Raw genomic sequence first — 23,549 nt, forward strand, 5'->3', positions numbered from 1 at the left:
GCGAATTGCTGCCGCACAACTGGGCGAATACCAATCCCCCTGCACTCAGCACCTGACCTTCACTTCGGGTGTCAAGAGGGGTTGGCGGGACGCTTACCCGCAAGGTTATGGGCAAGCAGCATCCCAGCAGCGGAGATGCCGTGCATCCAAGCTGTGGTGGAGCGTCTCAACCTGGCTTCCTCTGCGGTTCGCGCCACACTCGACCAGATGCAAGCGCGATTGGTGACGATGCCGCCATCGGCGATCGCCTGGGACAACTGCGTCGAAGTGCGTTGCACCCTCGACTTTGCTCCCGTGCCGGAGCGCCCTTGCTATCGACTGGCCGAAGACCCCCTTGCGTTGGAATTGCACCCACCGCTCACTGAGTATCTTTTACCCTGCGCCGATGAACCCACACCCTCCTGGGTTGAGATCGCCCAAGCGGAACCGTTCCAGGGCCAGTTTCTCAGCGACCTCGCCCATGCCGTTGTCAATCGGAGAAACGCACTGCGGTGGCGACTTCTTCCGCTGGTCGAGGACATCTGGTGCGAGGTGTTCATCCGCGGCGATGGCCACCCGAGTTCGACAGTTCGCGGCGTAAATCATTGATTTCTCTTGTGTGAGCATCGGTTCGCTCCACTACAAGAGGGTCAGTTGCGTGTTCAGGGTGGGTTTTTTGATGGTGAGTGCCGACAGGATGTCGGTGTGCTCCTGCTGGATCGTGGACAGGCCCGCGGCGGGTTGCGCGGCCCCCAGCGTGACCTGGTGATGTTGAATGCGGCGCAGCTTATCCAAGGCGCGCTCGGGGGAAAGGCGGGTGGCGCTGGCCTGCCGTCGCCTGCGCATGACGCGGTACAGGATCAGGGCCATGAAGCAGATGGCGGCATGGGCACGAATACGCTCAGGCAAGCGGTGGAACATCGGGCCGATCTCGATCTCCGACTTGAGCACCCGAAAACCCCGCTCGATGTCAGCCAGAGACTTGTAGCGCGCGACGACATCGGCGGGGGTCAGGTCCAGCACATTCGTCACCAGCAGCAACTTTCCATCCATCAGCCGGGCGTGCTGCAAAGCATGATCGTTGATGGCGTAGGTGAACCGTTCGCTCTTGAGGTCGACCTGCACGATGCGCGCCAAATGGGCCTCGCAGACTGCGTGATAGAACCGTGCCCGGGCGCCGCCGTCGGACAACTGCCGACCCCGCTTGCGTGTTCCGGCGTCTTGGGCATCGAGCTTGCCGGCCCACTGTGCGGCCTGGCGCTCCAGGTCTGCAATGCGCGCATCGCGCTTGGCCGTCGCCTCCAGGGCCGCTTGCGGGTCATGCGCCATGACCAGGCGCAGCCCACTCCACGCCACCTCCCCCAGCACCTCGTCCTGCGCCTGCACACACTGCGTCGCATGCAACGGCTCCAACCGTTCGACGAACTCGGCATACCGCCGGCCCGGCACGGCCAGGATGAACTCCAGCTTGCCGCCGCTGGGCAAACGCAACGCTTGCAGCTCAGCGAGATTGTCGATGGACAGCAGTCCGCGATCGGCCACGGCGATGACGCGCCGGATGGGAAAGCGCGCGAGGACGCGCTCGATGACCGCCTTGAGCGTGGTGACCTCGGCGGTGTTGCCCTCGAACACCTCGTGGTACAGCGGCAGACCGTCGGCGGTTTGCACCACGCCGAGCATGACCTGACGGGCAACGAGGCCTTCCTTGGACATGCCGAAATGGCGCACCTCGCCGTCCTGCTGCGACAGCCCCTGGGCCCGGATGGTGGTCATGTCGTAGAACACCACGGCCAGATCCTGGTCCACAAGGGGGCGCAGCAAAGCCGACAGCACAGCATCGACCTCGGCCTTGTGATCCATCAGCGCATCCATGGCGCGCAACAGATGGTGGTGATCCACCGCTTGCAGCCGCAAGCCTGGCAACGTCACCGTCTGCAGCCAGCGCAGTACGCCGAGCTTGGATTGGGGATCGCACAGCCGGTTGAGCACCATGATGCGCAGGAGAGCCTCCACGTCCAGGCTGCCGCGCGTGCGACGAAACACCTGCTGCAAACGATCAAAACCAAGTGATGTCCACAACTGGCTGAGCGCCCAGACATCGCCGAAGTCGCGTGCGGGCTCGAATTGCAGGGTGGGGATTGAAGGCGCTGTGGCGGGCGCTTGCCCGGTGAGGCGCTGCAGTCCGCTGATCACCGACTGCAGGTCGGTGCCGAGCTGGTCGAGTCGACCGAGGGTGGCGATCGTGCGCTGCTTGGGGCAGCCTGCCGCGTCACGGTACGCTTCAACGAGTTGGACGTAACGGTGAGGGCCGGAGCGGGTGAGTTTGACGAACACACCATTACTTTAAGCGAATGTTCCCCATCTGTAAATCAAGGATTGATGTGCTGATTCATGCCATTACAAGAAAACCCAGGAAAACTGCGCTAACCGATTGATCTCAATGAGCAGGCGCTCGTCTTTACGCCCGGAACTGTTGAACTCGGGTGGCCATGCGTCGCACAAGCCGAATAATGAAGGGCCGCCATCAAAGCTGCCATTCGGCGACTGAGGTGTTTCCCGCTCGCGCGTTTTGGCGATAGAGCAGTGCATGAGCCCCCATCACTGGCAAGAGTCCGCCCAGTAGCGCAAGCCAACCATCAGAAGTCAGGCCGAGCTCAAACAAGCGCACCGTCAGCAGCGCGCAGGCGCTCATCGCGGGCAGCAGCAGGAAGCGAATGGTGTCCTGCCTGTGGCTTGGCATGATGCGTGAGGTGATCGTCATGGCTGTCACGCGGCTTGCGCCAGTTCGCCAAACGTCGCCCTGGCGCATAGATCGGGGATGTACAAGCCTTCATCAAGAGTCGGCCAATACAGATCATGCCCACCACCTTCGATGACCACATGCGCCGTGTCCTGCGGGCTGGCGGCAGCAACAGCGGCAGGCAGGAGCGTCATCGGCACGGTGACTTCCGCCCCATTGTCGAAACCAAGGATCATGCGCGAAGCCACGATGCGCACAGCAACCGCCTTGGGTTGGACGTGGTCGAGCTGCCGTCCTTTTTCCAACGCGGTTTGAATCGATTGCTCAGACATCGCCATGTTGCTGACTCCAGGATTGACACAGGTCGTGCAGATTGCTTTCGATCTCGGCGAGTAGTCGCCGCAGCGTGCTGCCATCCATGCCGCGTGCATCGCTGGCGACCACAGGGCCATCGGGGCAGTTCAGCAGAAATTTCGCACGCCCGCTGGGGGAGACCGCATGCACATGGGCTGGGCGGGGTTATGCGCCTTCGCACAGTGCGCGGATCGGTTTCTCCAACGCAGGCAAATCGTTGCAGATTGTTTTCCAGACCAGCGAGAAGTTGATCGTCATGTAGCCGTGGGAGATGCGGTTGCGCATGGCAATCATGGCGTCCCATGGGATGCTGTGATGTTTGGCGACGAACCCAGGGGACGCCTTCTCAATGTTGCGGGCCGCTTCGCCGATAACCTCGATGTTGCGAATCGCAGCATCCTGCACGAGTTTGTTGCGCAGGAAACCGTCTTCATCCATCCCTGCGGTGTATTCCGCGATGCGCTCGATGGCCTCGAGGATGTGGGCGATGTAATCGGGTATTCGCAACTCGGCATGTTTCATACCGCGCGGGCCTCTGCAAGCACCACGGCGCGGAACTTCTCGGGGAGATCGCCCGGAGTGAGGACATCCACCGGCACGCCCAGCAAGCGCTCCAATTCGACCTGGATGGCCGCAACGTCCATCAATGTGGTGTCCGCCGTGGGATCGACCAGCACATCCAAGTCGCTGCGGTCATCATCCTCGCCGCGCAAGACCGACCCGAAAACGCGCGCATTGCGGGCACGATGAGCCAGCACGATGCGGTGAATCTCGGCGCGATGGTCTTGCAGGGCTTGTGAGGGCTTCATGAGTGCGCCATTATCCCAGCTTCTTTGCCAGCTTCTCGGCCTCGATGTGGGTGTATCGCTTGAGCATGGAAAGCTGCGCCCGCGTGCTGTCGTCGTTGACGGTGACGGCTTACGCCCTGACCAAAGTGTTCATCCCGGGCACTTCTTGTATCAGGACCATTCAGCTCACACGTTTTGGCGATAGAGCATTGCATGAGCCGCCATCACTGGCAGGAGTCCGCCAAGTAGCGCAAGCCAACCATCAGAAGTCAGGCCGAGCTCAAAGAGTCGCACGGTCAGCAGCGCGCAGGCGCTCATCGCGGGCAGCAGCAGGAAACGTGCATTGCTCAGGCTGCAGCTTGGCTTGATGCGTGAGGTCATCGTCATGGGTTCAAGCCGCCATTGGCACGGACTCGAACAGGAATTGGCGCAGGTCCGTCGGCGCGGTGCGTTTGGACAGGTGCAGGAACTCGATACCGACAGCACGGCCTTCCGTGTCGAAGTCCACGATGATCCCGGGCGCGACTTCATCGGAGTGCGCAGCATGCGCGTCACCGAGGGTGAGGTACAGCGCATCGGCCTGTTCATCGACTTTGAGTTTCATGCCGTTCTCCTGCGATCAAAATAGGCGGTGACGATGCGCCAGGGTTCAGTCTGCGGGTTGACGATGACGCGCAGGACGCGGTTGCCAAATTCGGCAATCGGAGCCAGTCGATGCTCCAGCATCGGATCGACACCATCAGCTTCAACCCAAACCGGGTTTCGCATGACGATGTCCACCCACGTTTCAAGAATTTGGCGCTTCACCAAGGCATCACGCGCATGCTGCGTCAGAGCGTAGTCCATGCTGCAGATTACCCCAACTCCGGCGCCAGCTTCTGGGCATCGACGTGCGTGTACCGCCCGAGCATTTGCAAGCTTTTGTGCCCCGACATCTTGGACACTTTCATGATCCCCAGTCCCTTCTCGAATAATCGGCTGATGGCCTCATGCCTTAGGTCGTGGAAGCGCAGATCGGCCAGAAAGGCCGGATCGGGTTTGATACCTTGAGCGGCGCAATCGGCTTCGTAGAGACGGCGCGCGCGGGTCTTGCAGCGTGTCCATGCCTTTTCAAAGCTATCCGCAGCAGCCCACCCAAATACGCGGCCATCAATCCGCCGAGGCAGGGCGCGCAGAGCGCCCATGGCTGCGACGGACAGGGCGACGGTTCGGCTTTCACCATTCTTGGTGTCCACCAGATGCGCGGTGCACTTGGCGAGATCGATGCGCGACCATTCCAGGCCGAGCAGTTCGCCCAGGCGCATGCTGGTTTCCACGGCCAGGATGAAGACTTCGCGTAGACCGACGACGCGGCCCGTTGATGTTGCGGCCTGAAGCAGCGCTTCCAGTTCGCCGGGCCGTAGCCGACGGTCACGGCCCTTTGGGGCCGCGGGCTTGCGCACCTTGCGCGCCGGGTTGCCCGCGGGCAAATCGATGCTCAAATCCTTCTCGACGAACGAAAAGAGGGCGGAGAGCGCGTTGATGTGGTGAATAACGGTCTGCGGCGCCAGCCCTTCCTGAAGCAGATCATCGCGCCAGGCCGACAAGTCCACCCCTCGTACATTGGACAGGTAGTGAGCGCCGAAGCGCTCGCGAGCCCTGCTCAACCGCGTGCGAACATCCTTGGCCGATTTCATGGCCTGCACAGGCCCGGCGAGGTAACGATCCATCACTTCGCCCACCGTCACCCGCTGCGCATCTTGGCGCAGCGCAGCGATGTTGCCGCGCTGCGCTTCGCGCTCGAGCTCGCGTGCCCAGGACTCAGCGTCAGACTTCAGGTCAAAAGTCTTGCTGGCGGATGGCATGCCCCGTCTGCGGACTTGTGCTCTCCACCCGTTTTTGCGTTGCTCAATGTGCGCCATGCATTCCCCCTAGATTCCCCCAAATGACGGGTTAAATAATAGCAGAGCAAGCATTCATGCGGGTTGCAGAGCGTTATATTTCGGCCTTCTAAGCCGTAGGCCACTGGTTCGAATCCAGTCGGGCAGGCCACTTTTCAGACCGGATACTCAACTTGCTCGGGCGCAGCGCACGTGGCGGTGATCAGTTGCTGTGCGTGCGCAGGTAGTCGAGCGAGGCGGCGGTTTCGGGGCTGAGGCCTTGGGCGTTTTGTGACAGCAGGGCGTTTTCGATCTTGGTGGCCAGGGTCTTGCCGAGTTCCACGCCCCATTGGTCGAAGGGGTTGATGCCGTAGAGCCAGCCCTCCACGACGGTGCGATGTTCATACAGGGCCAGCAGGGCGCCGAGGTGGTAGGCGCTCAAGCGCTCCATCCAGATGAAGGTGGACGGGCGGCCACCGGGGCAGGCGCGGTGATGCGCGGCGCGGGCGGCGGCTTCGGGCGACATGCCTTGGGCCATGAGTTCGGTTTGCCAGCTTGAGGCGTCTTTGCCGTTCCACAGCGCATCGGCCTGGCCCAGCGCGTTGGCCAGCAGCGCCATGTGTTCGCGCAGGTGGCGGTGCCAGGGATGGGCTACGGCGACGATTTCGTGGAACACGGGAACGGCGGCCTGGTGCAGCAGTTGAAAATAGGTGTGCTGCACGGGGGTACCCACGCCGCTGATGACCGCAGGGCCGCTGACGTGGACGGGCTGCATGCCGTCGGCGCTGGTGGATTTGCCCAGCGATTCCATCAGCAGTTGTTGCAGGTACAGCGGCATGCGCGAGAACGCATCGCCATACAGCCCGATGGACAGCAGGGGCAGGCCAAAGCGCACGCGATAGGCGTGCGACAAGCCAGCCATCAGCCCCGGGGCGCTGCTTTCCAACGGGGTGCTGAGGAAGTGCTGGTCCATATCGTGCGCGCCGGCGTGAAGCTGGGTCACGGTTTCACGGCCGAAGGCGAGCAGCAACACCATGCCGTGGGCACTCCACAGCGAGAAGCGTCCGCCGATCTCGGGCAACGAGCGGAAGATCTGATTCGCAGGCAAGCCAAAGCGCTGCAGCGCCAGCTCAGCGTTGGCGGTGAGCGCGACCAGGCGTTGGCGGGCCTTGTCAGTGCCGATGCCGTCGCCCAGCCAGCGCAGGGCGATGTCGGCGTTGCGCATGACTTCCTGGGTGCGGAATGACTTGCTGTTGATGATGATCCAGCTGCGCTCGGGCTTGGCCGCCGCCAACGCGGCGTCGATGGTGGCGCCGTCGAGGTTGGCGACCCAGTGCACCCGGCAACGCGGCGTCTGCAGCACCGAGAGGGCGGTGTGCAGCGCGAGCATGGGGGTTTCAGAGCCGCCAGCCCCGAGATGAATGATGTCGAGCCCTTCCGCTCCGGCTTCTTCCACCCGTTGGTCCACCCAGTCGGCCATGCGGGTGAACTCGGCTTGCAGAAAATCGGCAGCGGCCTGCGAGGGCGCATCCAGCCCCTTGGCGCCCAGCCGGGACAGCACATGCCAGGCGGGACGGTTTTCGCTGCCGTTGAGTACCGTCTTGCTCACCAGGTCTTGCGCCTTGTTGGGCAGGGCGGCGAGGGTTTTGAGCGCGGTGGCGAGCGCCTGCTCGCCGTGGCGGGTGAACTCCAGCCGCAGGCCGGCGGTGTCGATGGTCTTGGGTGTGGGCATGAGGTTCGGCGGGCAGATTGAGTCGGACGAAAATCGATCGGTGGACGCAGGGGTGAGCTGACGGGGCTTAGCTTAGCAAGGGCTTGGCGTGCCAGATCTGCTCGGCGTATTCGGCAATGGTGCGGTCGGAGGAGAACGGGCCCATGCCGGCCACATTGGTCAGCGCTTTTTTCGCCCACTCTTCGGGATTGCGGTAGAGCGCATCGACCTTGCTCTGCGTGGCGATATAGCTGGCGTAGTCGGCCAGCAGCATGTAGTGGTCGCCCCAGTTGACCAGCAGGTCGTAGATGCTCTGATAGCGATGCGGTTCTTCCGGACTGAAGCGGCCGTCGCGCAGGGTTTCGAGCACGCGCGCCAGCTCGGGGTTGGCGCCGACGATGGCGTTGGGCTGGTAGCCGGTCATGCGCAGATCGGTCACTTCGCCTGCGGTCAGGCCGAAGATGAAAATGTTGTCGGCGCCGACGTTCTCCTGGATTTCGACATTGGCACCGTCGAGCGTGCCGATGGTCAGCGCGCCGTTGAGCGCCAGTTTCATATTGCCGGTGCCCGAAGCCTCGGTGCCCGCGGTGGAAATTTGCTCAGACAGATCGGCCGCTGGAATGATGACTTCGGCCGCACTCACGCTGTAGTTGGGCACGAACACGACTTTGAGCAGATCGCCCACGCGGTCATCGTTGTTGATGGTTTTGGCGACATCGTTGATGAGCTGGATGATGAGCTTGGCCATGTGATAGGCCGAGGCCGCCTTGCCCGAAAAAATGACGACGCGCGGCACGGTGACGCTGCCCGGCTGTTCGAGGATGCGCAGGTAGCGGGTGATGACGTGCAGCACGTTGAGCAGCTGGCGCTTGTATTCATGGATGCGCTTGACTTGCACGTCGTACAGCGCATCGACCGGGATGGTCACGCCGTGATGGGTTTTCAGCCACGCGGCGAATCGCGCTTTGTTGCTGCGTTTGGCGCTCTGGAACTCTTTGACGAGGTCTGAGCTGCCCAGCAGCGGGCGCAGCTTGGCCAGTTCGGACAGGTCGCGCCGCCAGTGGGCGCCGATGGTTTTGTCGAGCAGCGCGGCCAGCGGCGGATTGGCCAGCGCCAGCCAGCGACGCTGGGTGATGCCGTTGGTCTTGTTGTTGAAGCGGGCGGGCCAGAGCTTGGCGAAGTCGGCAAATATGGACTGCTGCATCAGTTCGGAGTGCAGCTTGGAGACACCATTGACCGAATGGCTGGCGAGCACGGCAAGATAAGCCATGCGCACTGAACGCGTGCCCGATTCGTTGACCAGAGAGACGTGCCGCATGAGGTTCACATCGTGCCCGTGCTTCTGCGTCAGCCGGGTGAGGAAGTAGGCGTTGATGTCGAGAATGATCTGCAGGTGACGGGGCAATACGCGGCCCAGCATGTCGATCGGCCAGGTTTCGAGCGCCTCCGACATCAGGGTGTGGTTGGTGTAGGAGAACACGCCCTGACAGATGCGCCAGGCATCGTTGAAGGGCAGGTGATGGACGTCGAGAAACAGGCGCATCAACTCGGGAATGGCGAGCACCGGGTGGGTGTCGTTGAGGTGGATGGACACCTTGTCGGCGAACTGGTCGAAGCCGGTGTGCGTCTGCAGGTAGCGGCGCATCAAATCTTGCACGCTGGCGCTGCAGAAAAAGTATTCCTGATGCAGCCGCAGCTCGCGGCCGGCGTCGGTCGAGTCGTCGGGGTAGAGCACGCGTGAGACGTTTTCGGAATGATTTTTCTGCTCGACCGCGCCGAAGTAGTCGCCGCGGTTGAAGGCGCCCAGATCGATCTCCTTGGTGGCCTTGGCGGACCACAGCCGCAGGGTGTTGGTCGTGGTGGTGTCGTAGCCGGGAATGATGGTGTCGTAGGCCATGGCCTCGACATCGTGGGTGTCCACCCAGCGGGCGCGGTCGCCCTCCTTGATCACGTGACCGCCGAACTGCACGCGGTACACCACTTCGGGGCGGGGGAACTCCCAGGGATTGCCGTCGGTCAGCCAGTAATCGGGCGTCTCCACCTGGCGGCCATCGACGATGGTCTGGCGGAACATGCCGTAGTCGTAGCGGATGCCATAGCCGTAGCCGGGAATGCCCAGCGTGGCCATGCTGTCGAGAAAGCAGGCGGCCAGGCGGCCCAGACCGCCGTTGCCTAAAGCAGCGTCGGGCTCCAGATCGGCGATGGCGTTCATGTCCACACCCAGTTCGCGCAGCGCCTGGCGCAGCGGCTCGGTGATTTCCATGGCGAGCAGGGCATTGGTGAAGGTGCGGCCGATGAGAAATTCCATCGACATGTAATAGACCTGCTTGGCGTCTTGTTCGTTGCGGGCGTGGGTGGTGTCGAACCAGCGCTCCACCATCAGGTCGCGCACGGCGTAAGACGCGGCGTGCAGCCAGTCGACCGGCTGCGCCGAACGCGGGTCTTTGCCGATCTGGAACATCAGCTTGTTGGAGATCGCGCGCTTGAGCGCCGCCACGTCGTGCGGCGGGGTGTCGTGGACGAAGGGAACGTTCGCGGCTTCGGGAATGGGCGGTTTAGGTTCAGGGGTCATGGGAGAGCGTGGGAAAAATTCGGGAGGGCAGCCTGGTAGACCACACGGTATTGTCGGGCCGCCTGCGTCCAGCTGAAGTCTTGATGCATGCCGGTTTGCCGCACCCGCGACCAGGCGCGCGGCTGGCGATAGAGGGCCAGCGCACGCCGCACCGCGTGGCGGTAATCCGCCTCGGAAAAGTTGGCAAAAACAATGCCCGTGGCCGTGCCGTCGTCGAGGGTGGCGAGATCGGCGTCGACCACGGTGTCGGCCAGACCGCCCACGGCGCGCACCAGCGGCAGGCTGCCGTAGAGCAGGCCGTACATCTGGGTGAGGCCGCAGGGCTCGAAGCGGGACGGCACGAGGGTGATGTCGCTGCCGGCAAAAATGCGGTGGGCATAGGCTTCGTCGTAGCCAACGCGCAGGGCCACGGTGCCCGCATGACGCTGCGCCGCGTGGCCGAAAGCCGTTTCCAGTTCGTGGTCGCCGCTGCCCAAGACCAGCAACTGCCCGCCGCCTTCTACCAGGGTGTCGATGGCGGCGAGTACGAGGTTGAGGCCCTTCTGCTCGGTCAGGCGGCTGACCACGGTGAACAAGGGAGTGTCTTTGCTGAGAGTCAGACCGGCTTCTTCTTGCAAGGCGGCTTTGCAGCGCGACTTGCCCGCGAGACGTTCGGCGCTGTAGTGTCGCGGAATGTGGGCGTCGGTCGCGGGATTCCACACGGCCGCATCGACCGCGTTGAGGATGCCGCTGAGATCGTTGCGCCGGGTGCGCAGCAGCCCGTCGAGGCCGAAGCCCTGTTCGGGCGTCTGGATTTCGCGCGCATAGCTGGGGCTGACCGTGGTGATCTTGTCGGCGTAAAACAGACCGGCCTTCATGAACGAGACCTGGCCATGAAATTCCAGACCATCGACCTGAAACGCGCTGGCAGGCAGGCCGAGATCGCCCATCACGTCCGCCGGGAAAATGCCCTGGTAGGCCAGGTTGTGCACTGTGTAGATGCACGGCACCGGCTTGCCCGCGCTGAATTTCAGACAGGCTGCCGTCAGGCCGGCATGCCAGTCGTGGCCGTGCACGAGGTGCGGCGCCCAGGCGGCATCGAGACCGCGCGCCAGTCGCGCTGCCGCCCAGCCCAGCGCGGCGAAACGGCGATGATTGTCGGCATAGGGACGGCGCTGCGCGTCTTCGTAGGGATTGCCCGGGCGGTCGTACAGGCTGGGCGCGTCGAGCACATAGGCGTGTACCGGGCGGCCCTCGGCGCCTGGCACGGCGGGAAGCGTGCCGAGCAGCACGCCGACGGTCTCGCCCCAGGGCAGGGTGAACTGGCCGATCGTTTCGCCGCTCGCCAGACCGGCGCGGATGGCGGGAAAACCGGGCAGCAGCACGCGCGTGTCGCAACCAGCCGTGGCCAGCGCCGCGGGCAGGGCGCCGGCGATGTCGGCCAGGCCGCCGGTCTTGAGCAGGGGGAAGATTTCGGCGCTGACTTGCAGCACGCGCAGGGCCACCCCGCCGCCGGGCCGCCCCAAGGCGGGGTGCGCCCCCTCGGGGGGCAGCGCAGGCGAAGCCGCAGCTTGGGGGCTAGGTTCAGTCATCGTCTTCCTCGTTCAGCTCGGTCTCGCCCAGCGCCCGCAGCATTTTTTTGGTCACCAGCACCACGCCGTTGCTCGTACGCTCAAAGCGTTTGGCGTCAAGCTCCGGGTCTTCGCCGATCACCATGCCCTCGGGCAGCACGCAGCCGCGGTCGAGTATCACTTTGTTCAGGCGGCAGGAGCGGTTGATGAGCACATCGGGCAATAGCACGCACTCGTTGATGGTGCAGAACGAGTGCACCCGCACATTGGAGAACAACACCGAGTTGCTGACCGAGGAGCCCGAGAGAATGCACCCGCCCGAGACCATCATGTTGATGGTCTTGCCGTGGCTGCCGTTGTGGTCTTGCACGAACTTGGCCGGAGGAAGCTGGCGCTGGCTGGTCCAGATCGGCCATTCGGTGTCGTAGAGGTTGAGCTCGGGGGTGACCGAGGCCAGATCGAGGTTGGCGGCCCAGAAGGCGTCGAGCGTGCCGACGTCGCGCCAGTAGGGCTGGCTTTGCTGCCCGCCCTGCACGCACGACATGGAAAAGGGATGCGCGTGCGCCAGGCCTGCGCGCACCGCTTTGGGGATGATGTCTTTGCCGAAGTCGTGCGAGGAGGCGGGGTCGGCCATGTCTTCGTCCAGCATGCGGTAGAGCGCGCTGGCGTTGAAGATGTAGATGCCCATGCTGGCCAATGACATCTGCTCGTTGCCGGGCATGGCGGGAGGATCGGCGGGTTTTTCGATGAACTCGACGATTTTGCGGCTCGCGTCGATGGACATGACGCCGAAGGCGCTGGCCTCGCTGCGCGGCACTTCGATGCAGCCCACGGTGACCTGCGCGCCGCTGGTGGCGTGGTCTTGCAGCATGATGGAGTAGTCCATCTTGTAAACATGATCGCCGGCCAGAATCACCACATATTCGGGCTTGCTCGACTGGATGATGTCGATGTTCTGATAGACCGCATCTCCCGTGCCGCGGTACCAGTGTTCTTCGTCCACCCGTTGCTGCGCGGGGAGCAGATCGACCATTTCGTTGAGTTCGGCGCGCAGAAAACTCCAGCCGCGCTGCAAGTGGCGCAACAGCGAGTGCGATTTGTATTGGGTGATCACGCCGATGCGGCGGATGCCCGAATTGACGCAGTTGGACAGCGCGAAGTCGATGATGCGGAACTTGCCGCCGAAATACACCGCGGGCTTGGCGCGCTTGTCGGTGAGTTGCTTGAGCCGCGAGCCGCGCCCGCCGGCCAGCACCAGGGCGATGGAGCGGCGCACCAGCATGTGCGGCTGCATCTGGCGATCTTGCATGTTCATCGGGCTCAAGGGGCTGTTCTGATTCATGGCAGGTCTCCTGTGTGTTTTAGGGGTGAAGCTCGCGATGAGCGGGGCGAGCGCTTGTTGCGCGGGCAGGTCGTGGCGTGCGGGGTCGGGTTCGTGGCGCTCGAGGTAGATGCGCAACGTGGCGCCTTCGGTGCCCGTGCCCGAGAGGCGGAACACCACGCGCGAGCCGCTTTGCAGAATGATGCGCACGCCTTGTTTGCTGCTGACGCTGCCGTCGGTGGGGTCGGTGTAGGCGAAGTCGTCGGCCAGCGCCACGGGCTCGCCTGCGAAAACCTGGCCAGGAAGGCCGGGCAGGGCGGCGCGCAAGTCGCGCATCAGCGCGTCGGCCTGTTCGGTGGGGATGCCCTCGTAATCGTGGCGCGAATACACGCAGCGGCCATGCTCGGCCCATAGTTCGCGCACCAGTTGTTCCACCGACTTGCCGGTAACCGCGACGAGATTGAGCCAGAACAGCACGGCCCACAGGCCGTCCTTTTCGCGGATGTGATTCGAGCCGGTGCCGTAGCTTTCTTCCCCGCAGAGCGTGACCTTGCCCGCATCGAGCAGGTTGCCGAAAAACTTCCAGCCAGTGGGAGTCTCAAAGCAGGCCACGCCCAGCGAGGCGGCGACCCGATCGACGGCGGTGGAGGTGGGCATGGAGCGTGCCACACCGGCCAGCCCGGCGGCGTAGCCCGGAACGCGTCTGGCATGCGCTGCCAGCACCGCCAGGCTGTCGGAAGGCGAGACCACGAAGTTGCGGCCGACGATCATGTTGCGGTCGGCATCGCCGTCGGTGGCGGCGCCCATGTCGGGGGCGTCGGCGGCCGACATATGATCGATCAGGTCGTGACCACCGTGCCCTTGGGTGCGCCGAGCTCGCCTTCGAGCAGGGCTTTGGCATAGGGGCCGCCGACCGCCCACATGGTGTCCAGCCGCAGGCGGAAGCCGCGGGCGAACAGGGCGCGAATGGCGTCGAAATCGAACAGCTCGCGCTGCACCGCGCAATAGTCGGCCACCGGGTCGATGATCTCGATTTGCGTGCCCAGCAGGGTGTGGGTGCCCAGAGCGTCTAGCGGCAGGTCGGGGCTGTCGATCGTGCGGATTTCATACACCTCGCGCGAACGCAGGTAGATGGCTTCTGTGACCGATTCGGGCGCAGGGCCGCCGTTGGCGATGTTGTATTTGATGCCGAAGTCGCCTTGCGGCCCGCCGGGGTTGTGGCTGGCCGACAGCACGATGCCGCCGCTGGCGGCGCGGCGGCGAATGACCGCGCTCATCGCCGGGGTGGACAGCAATCCGCCTTGCCCCACCAGCACCCGCGCGTAGCCGTGCGCCGCGGCCATGCGCAGAATGGTCTGGATGGCGACGCGGTTGTAGTAGCGCCCATCACCGCCCACGACCAGGGTTTTGCCGCTGGCGTCCCCCAGCACGTTGAACAAGGCCTGCACAAAGTTTTCGAGATAGCCGGGTTGCTGGAACACGCTGACTTTTTTGCGCAGCCCGGAAGTGCCGGGACGCTGGCCTTCGAAGGGCGTGGCGGGGCGGGTGACGAGTTTCATGCTCAAAGGTCTCCTGGGGTGTGCGGCGCGTCGCCCTCCAGCGTGGCGATCCACAGGCTGGTGGGCGGCAGCGTTTGCCGAGATTGCAGCCGCTGGGCTTTGTCCTGAGCCTCATTGTCGCCGGGCAAAGCGACAAAACCATCGTCTGTGGACAGTCTAAGCAGCCACGCCCCCGGCCTGAGGGTGAAAGAGGCTTCTTGTCCCTCGGCATTGATCAGAATCAGAACCTGCTGCGGGGCCACGCCCTGCAAAGGTCTCTTTGCAGGGCACAACAGCACCATCAGCGCGCCGTGGTCGTCGAGCGTCCAGTCGGCCTGTTCCATCGGGTGGCCGTCGGCCCGGTACCACACCGCGCCGGGCTGGGATGCGGTGGCCACCGGCGCCCACCAGGCGTGGCTTTGCAGCAGCGGGAGGCTGCGCCGCAAGGCCAGCGCGCCGCGCACGAAGTCGAGCAGAGACGCATCGGCCTGCGCCCAGTCGATCCAGGAGATCGGATTGTCCTGGCAGTAAGCGTTGTTGTTGCCGCGCTGGGTGTGGCCGAGTTCGTCGCCCGCCAGCAGCATGGGGGTGCCGAGTGCGAGCAGCAGCACCGCCAGCAGGGCGCGGCTTTGCCGGGCGCGGGCGGCGAGGATGTCGGCCGATTGCGTGGGCCCTTCGACGCCGTTGTTGATGCTGAGGTTGTGGCCGTGGCCGTCGCGGTTGTCTTCGCCGTTGGCCTGGTTGTGGCGGTGGGCGTAGCTGACCAGATCGCGCAGGGTGAAGCCGTCGTGCGCGGTGATGAAGTTCACGCTGCTGTGCGCCCCGCGCAGTGCGGGGTTGAACACATCGCTCGACCCCGCCAGCCGGGTGGCGAACTCGCCCGGCGCGTTTTGATGCTGCAGCCAGAAGCCGCGCTGGGTGTCGCGGAAGCGGTCGTTCCACTCCAGCCAGCCGGTAGGAAAGCCGCCCAGGCGGTAACCGCCCAGCCCCAGATCCCAGGGCTCGGCGACGAGCAGGCAGTTGCACAGCAGCGGGTCTTGCGCCACCGCGCTGAGAAAAGCGCCGTCGGGCTGGAAGTCGTATTGCACCCGCGCCGTGCCGCGCGCCAGGGTGCTGGCCAGATCGAAGCGAAAGCCGTCCACGCCGAACTCGCTCACCCAGCGGCGCAGGCTGTCCATGGCCACGCGCAGCACCAGAGGCTCGTTGAGGTTGACGCTGTTGCCGCAGCCCGTCCAGTCGAGCGTGCGCTCGGGCTCTTGCGGGTTGCGGTGGTAGTAGAGCGCGTTGTCGATACCGCGCATCGACAGGGTGGGGCCGGTGTGCGGGTCGAGCTCGGCGGTGTGGTTGTAGACCACGTCGAGAATCACCTCCAGCCCGGCGCCGTGCAGGGCCTCGACCAGGGCGCGCAGTTCGCTGCGCGGCGTGCTGCCCTCGGCGCTGCTCCACAGCCGGGTTTCGGGCGCGGCCCAGGCAATGGGGGTGTAGCCCCAGTAATTGCTCAGGCCCATCTGCAGTAGCCGGGCTTCGTCGGCGCGAAAGGCGATGGGCAGCAGGCTGACCGTGGTGACGCCCAGTGCCTTGAGGTAGCCGAGGCTGGCCGGATGCGCCAGCCCGGCGTAGCTGCCGCGCAGGGCGGGGGGCAGGTCGGGGTGCTGCGCGGTGAAACCCTTGACGTGCAATTCGTAAATCACCCGCTGCGCCGGGTCGATGACGGGTCGGGGCTGGGCCAAAGGGGGCAGATCGGCGACCACGCGGGCCTTGAGTGCGGTGGCGGCGTTGTCGCGCGGGTCGGGATGGTCGGGGTGGGCCGGATCGTGGCCGAGGTGGACGTCGCTGCCGTCGTAGCGGCCGACGACTTCGCGCGCGCAAGGGTCGAGAAGCAGCTTGGCCGGGTTGAAGCGGTGGCCTTCTTTGGGCGACCAGGGGCCGTGCACCCGCCAGCCGTAGATCAGCCCTTCGACGCCGCCGGATTCTGCGGCCAGCACGCCTTGCCAGATGCCATCACGCAACGTGGGCATGGGCAGGCGGGCGACTTCGGTCTGCCCGTCCGGGGCGAACAGGCAAAGCTCAACCGCCTGCGCATGCGGCGCAGCCAGGGCGAAATGCACGCCGTCGGACTGCAGTTGCGCGCCCAGGGTCGCAACCCGTGCGGCTTGCAGCCCGAGGGGGGGCGATTTGACGGGGTGTTTTGCCCGGCGGCGTTGCGCGCTCATGGCATCAGGCGGCGGGCCGCAGAATGACGCAAGCCAGCGGCGGCAGGGTGAGTTGCAGCGAGAACGGGCGGCCATGCGAGGGCTGGGCCTCGGCTTCGCGCAGGGCCAGCGGCAAGCCGGAGCCGTCGTACACCGCATCGTCGGTATTGATCAGCGCCTCCCAGCGCCCGCCTTGCGGCACGCCGATGCGGTAGTCGTGGCGCGGGGTGGGGGTGAAGTTGCACAGCACGACGAAGCGGCTGCCCTCGCTGGCGCCGCGCTCGTAGGCCAGCACCGATTGGGAAGCGTCGTCATAGGTGATCCAGGCGAAGCCGCCCGGGTGATGGTCGAGCTGATGCAGCGCCGGGTGGGCGCGGTAGGTGAGGTTGAGGTCGCGCACCAGACGTTGCACGCCCTGGTTGGGCGCGTGCAGCAGTGCGTCCCAGTCGAGGCTGTAGTCGGACTGCCATTCAGAAGCCTGCGCGAATTCGTCGCCCATGAACAGCAGCTTCTTGCCAGGATGACTGAACATATAGCCGAGATAGGCGCGCAGGTTGGCGAACTGTTGCCAGCGGTCGCCGGGCATCTTGGCGAGCAGTGAGCCTTTGCCATGCACCACTTCGTCGTGCGAGAGCGGCAGCACGAAGTTCTCGTCATAGGCGTACATCATGCTGAAGGTCAGTTCGTTGTGGTGGTACTTGCGGTGCACCGGGTCGCGGCGGATGTAGCTCAGGCTGTCGTGCATCCAGCCCATATTCCACTTGTAGTGAAAGCCCAGGCCGCCGCTTTGCAGATCGTCGCTCGGCGGGCGGCTGACGCCGGGAAAGGCGGTGGACTCTTCCGCGAGGGTGATGGCGCCCGGCCGCTGCACGCCCACGGTGTGGTTCATGCGACGCAGAAAGTCGATGGCTTCGAGGTTCTCGCGTCCGCCGAACTTGTTGGGCACCCACTGACCGGCCGGGCGGCTGTAGTCGCGGTAGAGCATGGAGGCCACGGCGTCGACGCGCAGGCCGTCGATGTTGAAGCGCTCCAGCCAGTACAGCGCGTTGGCCACGAGATAGTTGCGCACTTCGGTGCGGCCGAAGTTGTAGATCAGGGTGTTCCAGTCGTGGTGGAAGCCTTCTTTTGGGTCTGCGTATTCGTACAGATGTGTGCCGTCGAAGTTGGCCAGACCATGTGGGTCGGATGGAAAGTGTGCCGGCACCCAGTCGAGAATCACGCCCAGTCCGGCTTCGTGCGCGGCATCGACGAAAAACTGAAAGTCTTCGGGCGTGCCGAAGCGCGCGGTGGGCGCATACAGGCTGATGGGCTGATAGCCCCAGGAGCCGTCGAACGGGTGCTCGGTGACCGGCAGCAGCTCCAGATGGGTGAAGCCCAGATCGCGGGCGTAGGGCACCAGGGTTTCGGCCAGTTCGCGGTAGCTCAGCCAGCGCCAGCCCTCCACCTTGCGCCAGGAACCCAGATGCACCTCGTAAATGCTGATGGGCGCCTCGAATCCATTGGCCTGCGCCATGCCGGGGCGCGGCGAATGCAGCGGCGGCAGGCCCTGCACGATGCTGGCGGTGTTGGGTCGCAGTTCGGCGCGGAAGGCCAGCGGATCGGCCTTTTGCAGCAGTTCGCCGTGCTGGGTGAGGATCTCGAATTTGTATAGCGCGCCCTGGCTCACGCCGGGGAGGAAGATTTCCCACACGCCGCATTCGCGCCGCAGCCGCATGGGGTGGCGGCGGCCGTCCCAGCCGTTGAAGTCGCCGATCACCGAAACGCGCCGCGCGTTGGGCGCCCACACGGCAAAGCGCGTGCCAGCCACGCCGAGCATCTCGCCCGGATGCGCGCCCAGGCATTCGTAGGGACGCAGATGGGTGCCTTCGGCCAGCAGCCAGGCGTCGGTCTCGCCCAGCACTTGCGGAAAGCGGTAGGGGTCTTCGAGGTCGGTCACCCAGTTCGGGTCGCCCGGCTGCAAGGGCGGCCAGGTCACCCGCAGCACATAGTCGAAGGGCTTGCGGCGGTGGCCCATGCGGGCGCTGAACACCGCGGTCTCGTGCTGCCGCTCCAGCGCGGCGACCGACTCGCCGCTGGCGCGCTCGATCACCTCCACGCCCAGCGCGCCGGGCAGTGCTGCGTTCACCCACAGCGTGGCGCCGCGCAGATGCATGCCGAGCACGCCAAAAGGGTCGGCGTGGTGGCCTGCGGCGAGGTCGGCGATGTCGTGTTCGGTCAGCATGGCGAGGTTCCAGTTCAGGCGGGTAGGCGGTTGTAGAGCTGGCCGAAACGCAGCAGGCCAGCCGCATGCCCCGGTTGTACCTGATCCCAGGTGAAGCGCCAGGTCCAGTTGCCCTGCGCCGTGCCCGGTGTGTTCATGCGCTGCGTGCCATCCAGACGCAGCACGTCCTGCAAGGCGAACAGGGCGATGTCGGCCACGCTGGCGCTGGCGGCGCGGATCAGCGTCCAGGCGATGTCGCCACCGTCGCAGGCGAGGTATTCGCGCAGATGGTGGCGCACGGCCTCGGGCGCTTTCGCCCACCAGCCCTGCGAGGTGTCGTTGTCGTGGGTGCCGGGATAGACCACGGTGTCGTGGGCGTAGTTGTGCGGCAGGTAGGCGTTGTGGCCGCCATCGTTCTGCCCCCAGGCGAAGTGCAGGATGCGCATGCCGGGAAAGCCGAAGCGCTGGCGTAGGGCGGTGACTTCGGGGGTGATGACGCCCAGATCTTCGGCAATGATGGGCAGCGGGCCGAGAGCTTTGGACACCGCCTCGAACAGCGCCACGCCCGGCGCCCGCACCCAGCGGCCGCCGATGGCCGTGGGCTCGTCGGCGGGAATTTCCCAGCAGCTCTCGAAACCGCGGAAATGATCGACGCGCACCCAGTCCACCAGTTCGAAGGTGGCGCGCAGCCGCGCGATCCACCAGGCAAACCCTTCAGCCTCGTGCGCCGCCCAGCGGTAATGCGGGTTGCCCCAGCGCTGGCCGGTGGCGGAAAAATAGTCGGGCGGCACCCCGGCGACGACCGTGGGATGGCCGCGGGCGTCGAGCTGGAACAGGTCGGGCCGGGCCCACACATCGGCGCTGTTGAGCGAAATGAAAATCGGCATGTCGCCCATCAGCCGCACGCTTTTGTCGTGGGCGTAGGCGCGCAGCGCGGCCCATTGGCGGAAAAAGCACCATTGGGCGAAGGTCCAGAAGGCGACGCGCTCGGCGTGCTGCGCCCGTGCTTGCTGCAGCGCTTCGGGCTGACGTTGCGCCAGCGCGACGTCCCAGGTGTTCCACAAGCGCTCGCCGTAGTGCTCGGACAGCGCCATGAACAACGCGTAGTCGTTGAGCCAGACGGCGTGCGCGGCCTGGAAGGCGGCCAGATCGGCGCGCTCCTGCGGCGTGGCGGTCGTCTCGAACCGCGCTGCGGCCCGGCGCAGACGTTCCATGCGAAAGGGGATAACGCGGTCGAACTGCACGCGCTCGTCCGACAGCCCGTCTTGCGCGACGAGATCGTCGGCTTCCAGCCAGCCGCGCCGGTGTAGCTCGCTGAGGTCGATCAGCAGCACATTGCCGGCGAAGGCCGAACTGCTCATATAGGGCGAGCCGCCCAGACCGATGCCGCCCAGCGGCAGGAATTGCCAGACCGATTGTCCGGCGGCATGCAGCCAGTCGATGAAGTGGTAGGCCGCGGGCCCGAGATCGCCGCTGCCGTGCGGGCTGGGCAGACTGGTGAGGTGCAGCAGCACGCCGCTGGAGCGGGGAAAACGGGGGGTGGGCGTCATGAGTCAGGGGGACAGAATCAAGGTGACGGAAATAGGCAGACGGAATCAGGGCGCCCATCAGGCAGACCAATAGGCGTCGAACGACGTTTTGGATTGCTGGATGAGGTAGCCAATCGGCAGATTCGGAGTAGGCGGCGGTTCGCTGGCGCGTGCAAAGACGGCGCGCTTGGTCTCGCCCGAAATCGACAGCAGCAGCCGACCCGCGCCGAGCAGCGCGGCCAGGCTCAGGCTGATTCGCATGTGCGCGGCGTGCGGTGGCGTCACGGCCAGGTAGGGCAGGGCATAGTCTGGGCTAAGCCCGAGGGGCAGTTCGGCAGCGCGGGGAAACAACGAGGCGGTGTGGCCGTCATCGCCCATGCCCAGCAGCGCGGCGGTGAGGGGTTGCGCGAGATCGCGGAATTGCGCGTTGGCACGGTCCACGCAACCGGCCAGATCGGACGCATCGTCAACCAGGGGCAGGAACCGGGCCTGCGCGGCGGCGCCCGTCAGCAAATGGGCGCGCACCAGGGCGGCGTTGCTGTCGGCGTGGTCGGGCGGCACCAGACGCTCATCGACCAGGGTGAGGATGACGCGCGGCCAGTCGATCGGCGCCTGCGCCAGCGCCTGAAACAAGGCAATGGGCGAGCGCCCGCCAGAGACCGCCAGCACGGCCCGTCCCCGCTGGGCGATGTCCTGCGCCAGCGCGTCGGCCAGGGTGCGCACCAATCGGTCGATTTGCTCCTGCGGGGTGGTGCAGAGGTGCAGCATCACTCACAGTTCCTCATGCCATGAAGCGCCATCGCGCGAGAGCAGGGCGCTGGAGGCGGCCGGCCCCCAGGTGCCCGCGGTGTAGGTCTTGGGCGCCTCGCTATTGCGCTCCCAGCAGTCCAGAATGGGCTCCACCCAGCGCCAGGCGGCGGTGAGTTCGTCGCGGCGCATGAACAGCCCGAGCTGGCCGCGGATCACGTCGAGCAGCAGCCGCTCATAGGCATCGGCGCGGCGTTTTTGCGCGGTGGACTCGAAATCCAGATCGAGCTGGGTGGGGTGCAGCCGCATGCCGTCGCCGGGTTCCTTGGCGAGAAAATGCAGGCTGATGCTCTCATCGGGCTGCAGCCGGATGACCAGGCGATTGGCCCCCTGCAGCCCGACCGGGCCGCCAAACAGCGACAGCGGCACCGCGCGGAAGTTGATGACAATTTCCGCCAACCGTTCCTGCAGCCGCTTGCCGGTGCGCAGAAAGAAGGGCACCCCGGCCCAGCGCCAGTTGACGACCTCGGCCTTGATCGCCACGAAGGTTTCGGTGCGGCTGGCCGGATCGATGTCGGGCTCTTGCAGATAGCCCGTCACGGGTTTGCCGTCGATGGCGCCGGCGCGGTATTGTCCGCGTACCGTCCGGGTGGCCACGTCGGATTCGGTGAAGGGCTTGAGCGCCTGCAGCACCTTGAGCTTCTCGTCGCGGATGGCATCGGCCTGCAAACTGGCCGGCGGCTCCATGGCCACCATGCACAGCAGTTGCAGTAAGTGGTTCTGCACCATGTCGCGCAGCGCGCCGGTTTTGTCGTAAAACTCGCCGCGCCCCTCCACCCCTAGGTCTTCGGCGATGGTGATCTGCACGTTGTCTACCCACTCGCGGCGCCACAGCGGCTCGAACAGCACGTTGCCAAAGCGCATGGCCATGAGGTTTTGCACCGACTCCTTGCCCAGATAGTGGTCGATGCGGTAGAGCTGGCTCTCGGCAAAGGACTGAGCTACCGCCGCGTTGATGGCGTCGGAAGAGTCCAGGTCGTGGCCCAGGGGCTTCTCCAGCACCACGCGCACGTCGGGATGATTGAGCCCGACGCGGGCGAGTTGCGCGCAGATGTCGGCAAACAGAGACGGCGCGGTAGCGAGGTAGCAGACCGTGACCCGCTCGCCGCCTCTGCCCAGCAGTTCGGCCAGGGCGTCGAAATCGGCCGGGTGAGCGGCGTCGAGCTTGAGGTAGGTGATTCGGGCGGCGAAGGCCGCCCAGACCGGAGAGCTGAAATCCGCCTTGAGGTGCGGGCCCGATTGGGTGCGCACCTGCGCCAGATAGTCATCCAGCGTCAACGCGCCCCGGCCGAGGGCGACGATGCGCCCGGCCGGATGCAAGGTGCCGGATTGGTGCGCCTGATACAGCGCGGGCAGCAGCTTGCGCATGGCCAGATCGCCAGTGCCACCGAACAACACCATGTCGAAAGAGGGAGTAGCGCCCATATTGTGTTCTGTCGGTGTCGAAGTGGCCATGAGAGAAATCCAGATTCAGTGTAGGGAGAAGCGCGGCCGACATAGGGCTGACAAACCCTCCTGGCCACGAAAAATTGACGCACGTCATTGAAATCGTGTGCGCCAAGCGCGGCTCGAATGGTAGGTCGCTCGTATGTCAGCAGCTTGCCGGGGCCGAATCCGCAAGCAATTTTCCGGCCATCTGGCTGCCACGCAGCGCGGCGACGCTGCGGCCTACTCCAGCGCGCTCGCCTGACGATCAGGGTTGCGCGCCAGCCTCTGGGCCCTCGGCGCCCGGTGCGCGCCGCTTGAACATGCCCCAGCCCTTCATGCTCAGCACGCAGTCATCGTGTTGATTGAAAAGCTCCCACTGCGACTGCACCAGCCCGACATCGGGCTTGCTGCGCATGGGGCGCGCGGCCAGCACCGTCATGCGCAGGCGCAGTCGATCGCCCGGGTGGACGGGCTTCAACCAGCGCAATTCGTCGATGCCGGGCGAGCCCAGGCTGGTCGAACGCAGCAGGTAGGCGTCGCACATCAGCCGCATCGCCATGCTGCAGGTATGCCAGCCGCTGGCAGCGAGCCCGCCGAAAAGGGAGTTTTTGGCCGCTTCATCGTCGACGTGGAAAGGTTGCGGGTCGAACTGGCGGGCGAAGTCGAGCACGGCTTCGCGGCTGACCAAGGTGCTGCCGCAGTCGCGCACGGCCCCTGCGGGAAAGTCTTCCCAAAACAGTACGTCGGACTCGGGTGGGATGGGCGAAGTGTTCATGGCCTGATGCTAAACGCACTCCAAAAGTGATGCAGCGCGGGATAAAGATGCAAAGAGTTACATCTCCCTCGGTGTTTTGTTCGAGTTTTCTGAATCCACCGCCTCCGGCGCGGCGTATCGCTCATATCGCAGACCAAAACCGGCTGGGGTCGGCTTGAGGCTGCGGTCATTTCACGCGCGTGGGATGGAACATCTGACCATAAGGA

At 65.0% G+C, this 23,549-nt stretch carries 21 protein-coding genes and 1 pseudogene; 1 reads left to right on the forward strand and 21 read right to left on the reverse strand.

The genetic code is table 11. The features are described 5' to 3' along the window. The first annotated feature begins 135 nt into the window (after positions 1-135). Positions 136-588 (forward strand): hypothetical protein, encoded by a 453-nt coding sequence (locus tag B7X30_RS08580; RefSeq protein WP_286730237.1) that lies wholly within the window; start codon positions 136-138, stop codon positions 586-588. Between the two features lie 30 nt (positions 589-618). Here B7X30_RS08580 and B7X30_RS08585 read toward each other — a convergent pair whose 3' ends face one another. The 21 genes and pseudogenes from B7X30_RS08585 to B7X30_RS08685 all read right to left on the reverse strand — a co-directional run bounded on the left by B7X30_RS08585 (position 619) and on the right by B7X30_RS08685 (position 23,343). Continuing rightward, complete coding sequence (locus B7X30_RS08585; protein WP_286730238.1) at positions 619-2,313, reverse strand: IS1634 family transposase; 1,695 nt, start codon at positions 2,311-2,313, stop codon at positions 619-621. A 190-nt stretch (positions 2,314-2,503) separates the two neighbouring features. Continuing rightward, on the reverse strand, positions 2,504-2,740 hold the full coding sequence (locus B7X30_RS08590; protein ID WP_286730239.1) for a hypothetical protein: 237 nt from the start codon (positions 2,738-2,740) through the stop codon (positions 2,504-2,506). Positions 2,741-2,745: 5 nt separating this feature from the next. Then, positions 2,746-3,057 (reverse strand): DUF2442 domain-containing protein, encoded by a 312-nt coding sequence (locus B7X30_RS08595; RefSeq protein WP_286730240.1) that lies wholly within the window; start codon positions 3,055-3,057, stop codon positions 2,746-2,748. Beyond that, positions 3,044-3,223 carry a hypothetical protein gene (locus tag B7X30_RS08600; protein ID WP_286730241.1) on the reverse strand — a complete coding sequence of 60 codons (180 nt, stop codon included), beginning with the start codon at positions 3,221-3,223 and terminating at the stop codon, positions 3,044-3,046. The genes B7X30_RS08595 and B7X30_RS08600 overlap by 14 nt, the downstream gene beginning before the upstream one ends. Before the next feature lie 15 nt (positions 3,224-3,238). After that, on the reverse strand, positions 3,239-3,595 hold the full coding sequence (locus B7X30_RS08605) for a HepT-like ribonuclease domain-containing protein (RefSeq protein ID WP_286730242.1): 357 nt from the start codon (positions 3,593-3,595) through the stop codon (positions 3,239-3,241). Then, entirely contained in the window at positions 3,592-3,882 is a 291-nt protein-coding gene (locus B7X30_RS08610; protein WP_286730243.1) for a nucleotidyltransferase family protein, read from the reverse strand. The genes B7X30_RS08605 and B7X30_RS08610 overlap by 4 nt, the downstream gene beginning before the upstream one ends. 165 nt (positions 3,883-4,047) lie before the next feature. Continuing rightward, positions 4,048-4,242: a hypothetical protein gene (locus B7X30_RS08615; RefSeq protein WP_286730244.1), complete on the reverse strand. Its 195-nt coding sequence runs from the start codon at positions 4,240-4,242 to the stop codon at positions 4,048-4,050. A gap of 10 nt (positions 4,243-4,252) precedes the next feature. After that, positions 4,253-4,465 (reverse strand): DUF2283 domain-containing protein, encoded by a 213-nt coding sequence (locus B7X30_RS08620; protein ID WP_286730245.1) that lies wholly within the window; start codon positions 4,463-4,465, stop codon positions 4,253-4,255. After that, positions 4,462-4,707 (reverse strand): DUF4258 domain-containing protein, encoded by a 246-nt coding sequence (locus B7X30_RS08625; protein ID WP_286730246.1) that lies wholly within the window; start codon positions 4,705-4,707, stop codon positions 4,462-4,464. The genes B7X30_RS08620 and B7X30_RS08625 overlap by 4 nt, the downstream gene beginning before the upstream one ends. Positions 4,708-4,715: 8 nt before the next feature. Further along, positions 4,716-5,705 carry a tyrosine-type recombinase/integrase gene (locus tag B7X30_RS08630; protein WP_286730247.1) on the reverse strand — a complete coding sequence of 330 codons (990 nt, stop codon included), beginning with the start codon at positions 5,703-5,705 and terminating at the stop codon, positions 4,716-4,718. A gap of 238 nt (positions 5,706-5,943) precedes the next feature. Beyond that, positions 5,944-7,452, reverse strand: coding sequence for a phosphoglucose isomerase-related protein (locus B7X30_RS08635; RefSeq protein ID WP_013122775.1), 1,509 nt, complete (start codon positions 7,450-7,452; stop codon positions 5,944-5,946). Positions 7,453-7,519: 67 nt separating this feature from the next. Next, complete coding sequence (locus B7X30_RS08640; RefSeq protein WP_286730248.1) at positions 7,520-10,003, reverse strand: glycogen/starch/alpha-glucan phosphorylase; 2,484 nt, start codon at positions 10,001-10,003, stop codon at positions 7,520-7,522. Next, positions 10,000-11,481 carry a glycogen synthase GlgA gene (glgA, locus tag B7X30_RS08645; protein ID WP_286730279.1) on the reverse strand — a complete coding sequence of 494 codons (1,482 nt, stop codon included), beginning with the start codon at positions 11,479-11,481 and terminating at the stop codon, positions 10,000-10,002. Before glgA ends, B7X30_RS08640 begins: the two co-directional genes overlap by 4 nt. Before the next feature lie 85 nt (positions 11,482-11,566). Next, positions 11,567-12,895 (reverse strand): glucose-1-phosphate adenylyltransferase, encoded by a 1,329-nt coding sequence (gene glgC / locus B7X30_RS08650; protein WP_156052907.1) that lies wholly within the window; start codon positions 12,893-12,895, stop codon positions 11,567-11,569. Between the two features lie 33 nt (positions 12,896-12,928). Then, a pseudogene (locus tag B7X30_RS08655) lies at positions 12,929-14,433 on the reverse strand (alpha-D-glucose phosphate-specific phosphoglucomutase); the annotation flags it as partial. 2 nt (positions 14,434-14,435) lie between these two features. Then, the gene (gene glgX, locus B7X30_RS08660; protein WP_286730249.1) at positions 14,436-16,625 is read right to left on the reverse strand and encodes a glycogen debranching protein GlgX; all 2,190 of its coding nucleotides are present in this window, start codon (positions 16,623-16,625) and stop codon (positions 14,436-14,438) included. Between the two features lie 4 nt (positions 16,626-16,629). Next, positions 16,630-18,825 (reverse strand): 1,4-alpha-glucan branching protein GlgB, encoded by a 2,196-nt coding sequence (gene glgB, locus B7X30_RS08665; RefSeq protein WP_286730250.1) that lies wholly within the window; start codon positions 18,823-18,825, stop codon positions 16,630-16,632. A 14-nt stretch (positions 18,826-18,839) separates the two neighbouring features. Further along, positions 18,840-20,354: a 4-alpha-glucanotransferase gene (malQ, locus tag B7X30_RS08670; protein WP_286730251.1), complete on the reverse strand. Its 1,515-nt coding sequence runs from the start codon at positions 20,352-20,354 to the stop codon at positions 18,840-18,842. A 57-nt stretch (positions 20,355-20,411) separates the two neighbouring features. Then, positions 20,412-21,101 carry a 6-phosphogluconolactonase gene (gene pgl, locus B7X30_RS08675; protein ID WP_286730252.1) on the reverse strand — a complete coding sequence of 230 codons (690 nt, stop codon included), beginning with the start codon at positions 21,099-21,101 and terminating at the stop codon, positions 20,412-20,414. A 3-nt stretch (positions 21,102-21,104) separates the two neighbouring features. Beyond that, the gene (zwf, locus tag B7X30_RS08680) at positions 21,105-22,595 is read right to left on the reverse strand and encodes a glucose-6-phosphate dehydrogenase (protein WP_286730253.1); all 1,491 of its coding nucleotides are present in this window, start codon (positions 22,593-22,595) and stop codon (positions 21,105-21,107) included. A 238-nt stretch (positions 22,596-22,833) separates the two neighbouring features. After that, positions 22,834-23,343 (reverse strand): MaoC family dehydratase, encoded by a 510-nt coding sequence (locus tag B7X30_RS08685; protein WP_286730254.1) that lies wholly within the window; start codon positions 23,341-23,343, stop codon positions 22,834-22,836. Between the last annotated feature and the right edge of the window lie 206 nt (positions 23,344-23,549).

The organism is Thiomonas sp. 13-64-67 (assembly GCF_002282795.1).
Classification (GTDB): Bacteria; Pseudomonadota; Gammaproteobacteria; order Burkholderiales; family Burkholderiaceae_C; genus Thiomonas; species Thiomonas arsenitoxydans.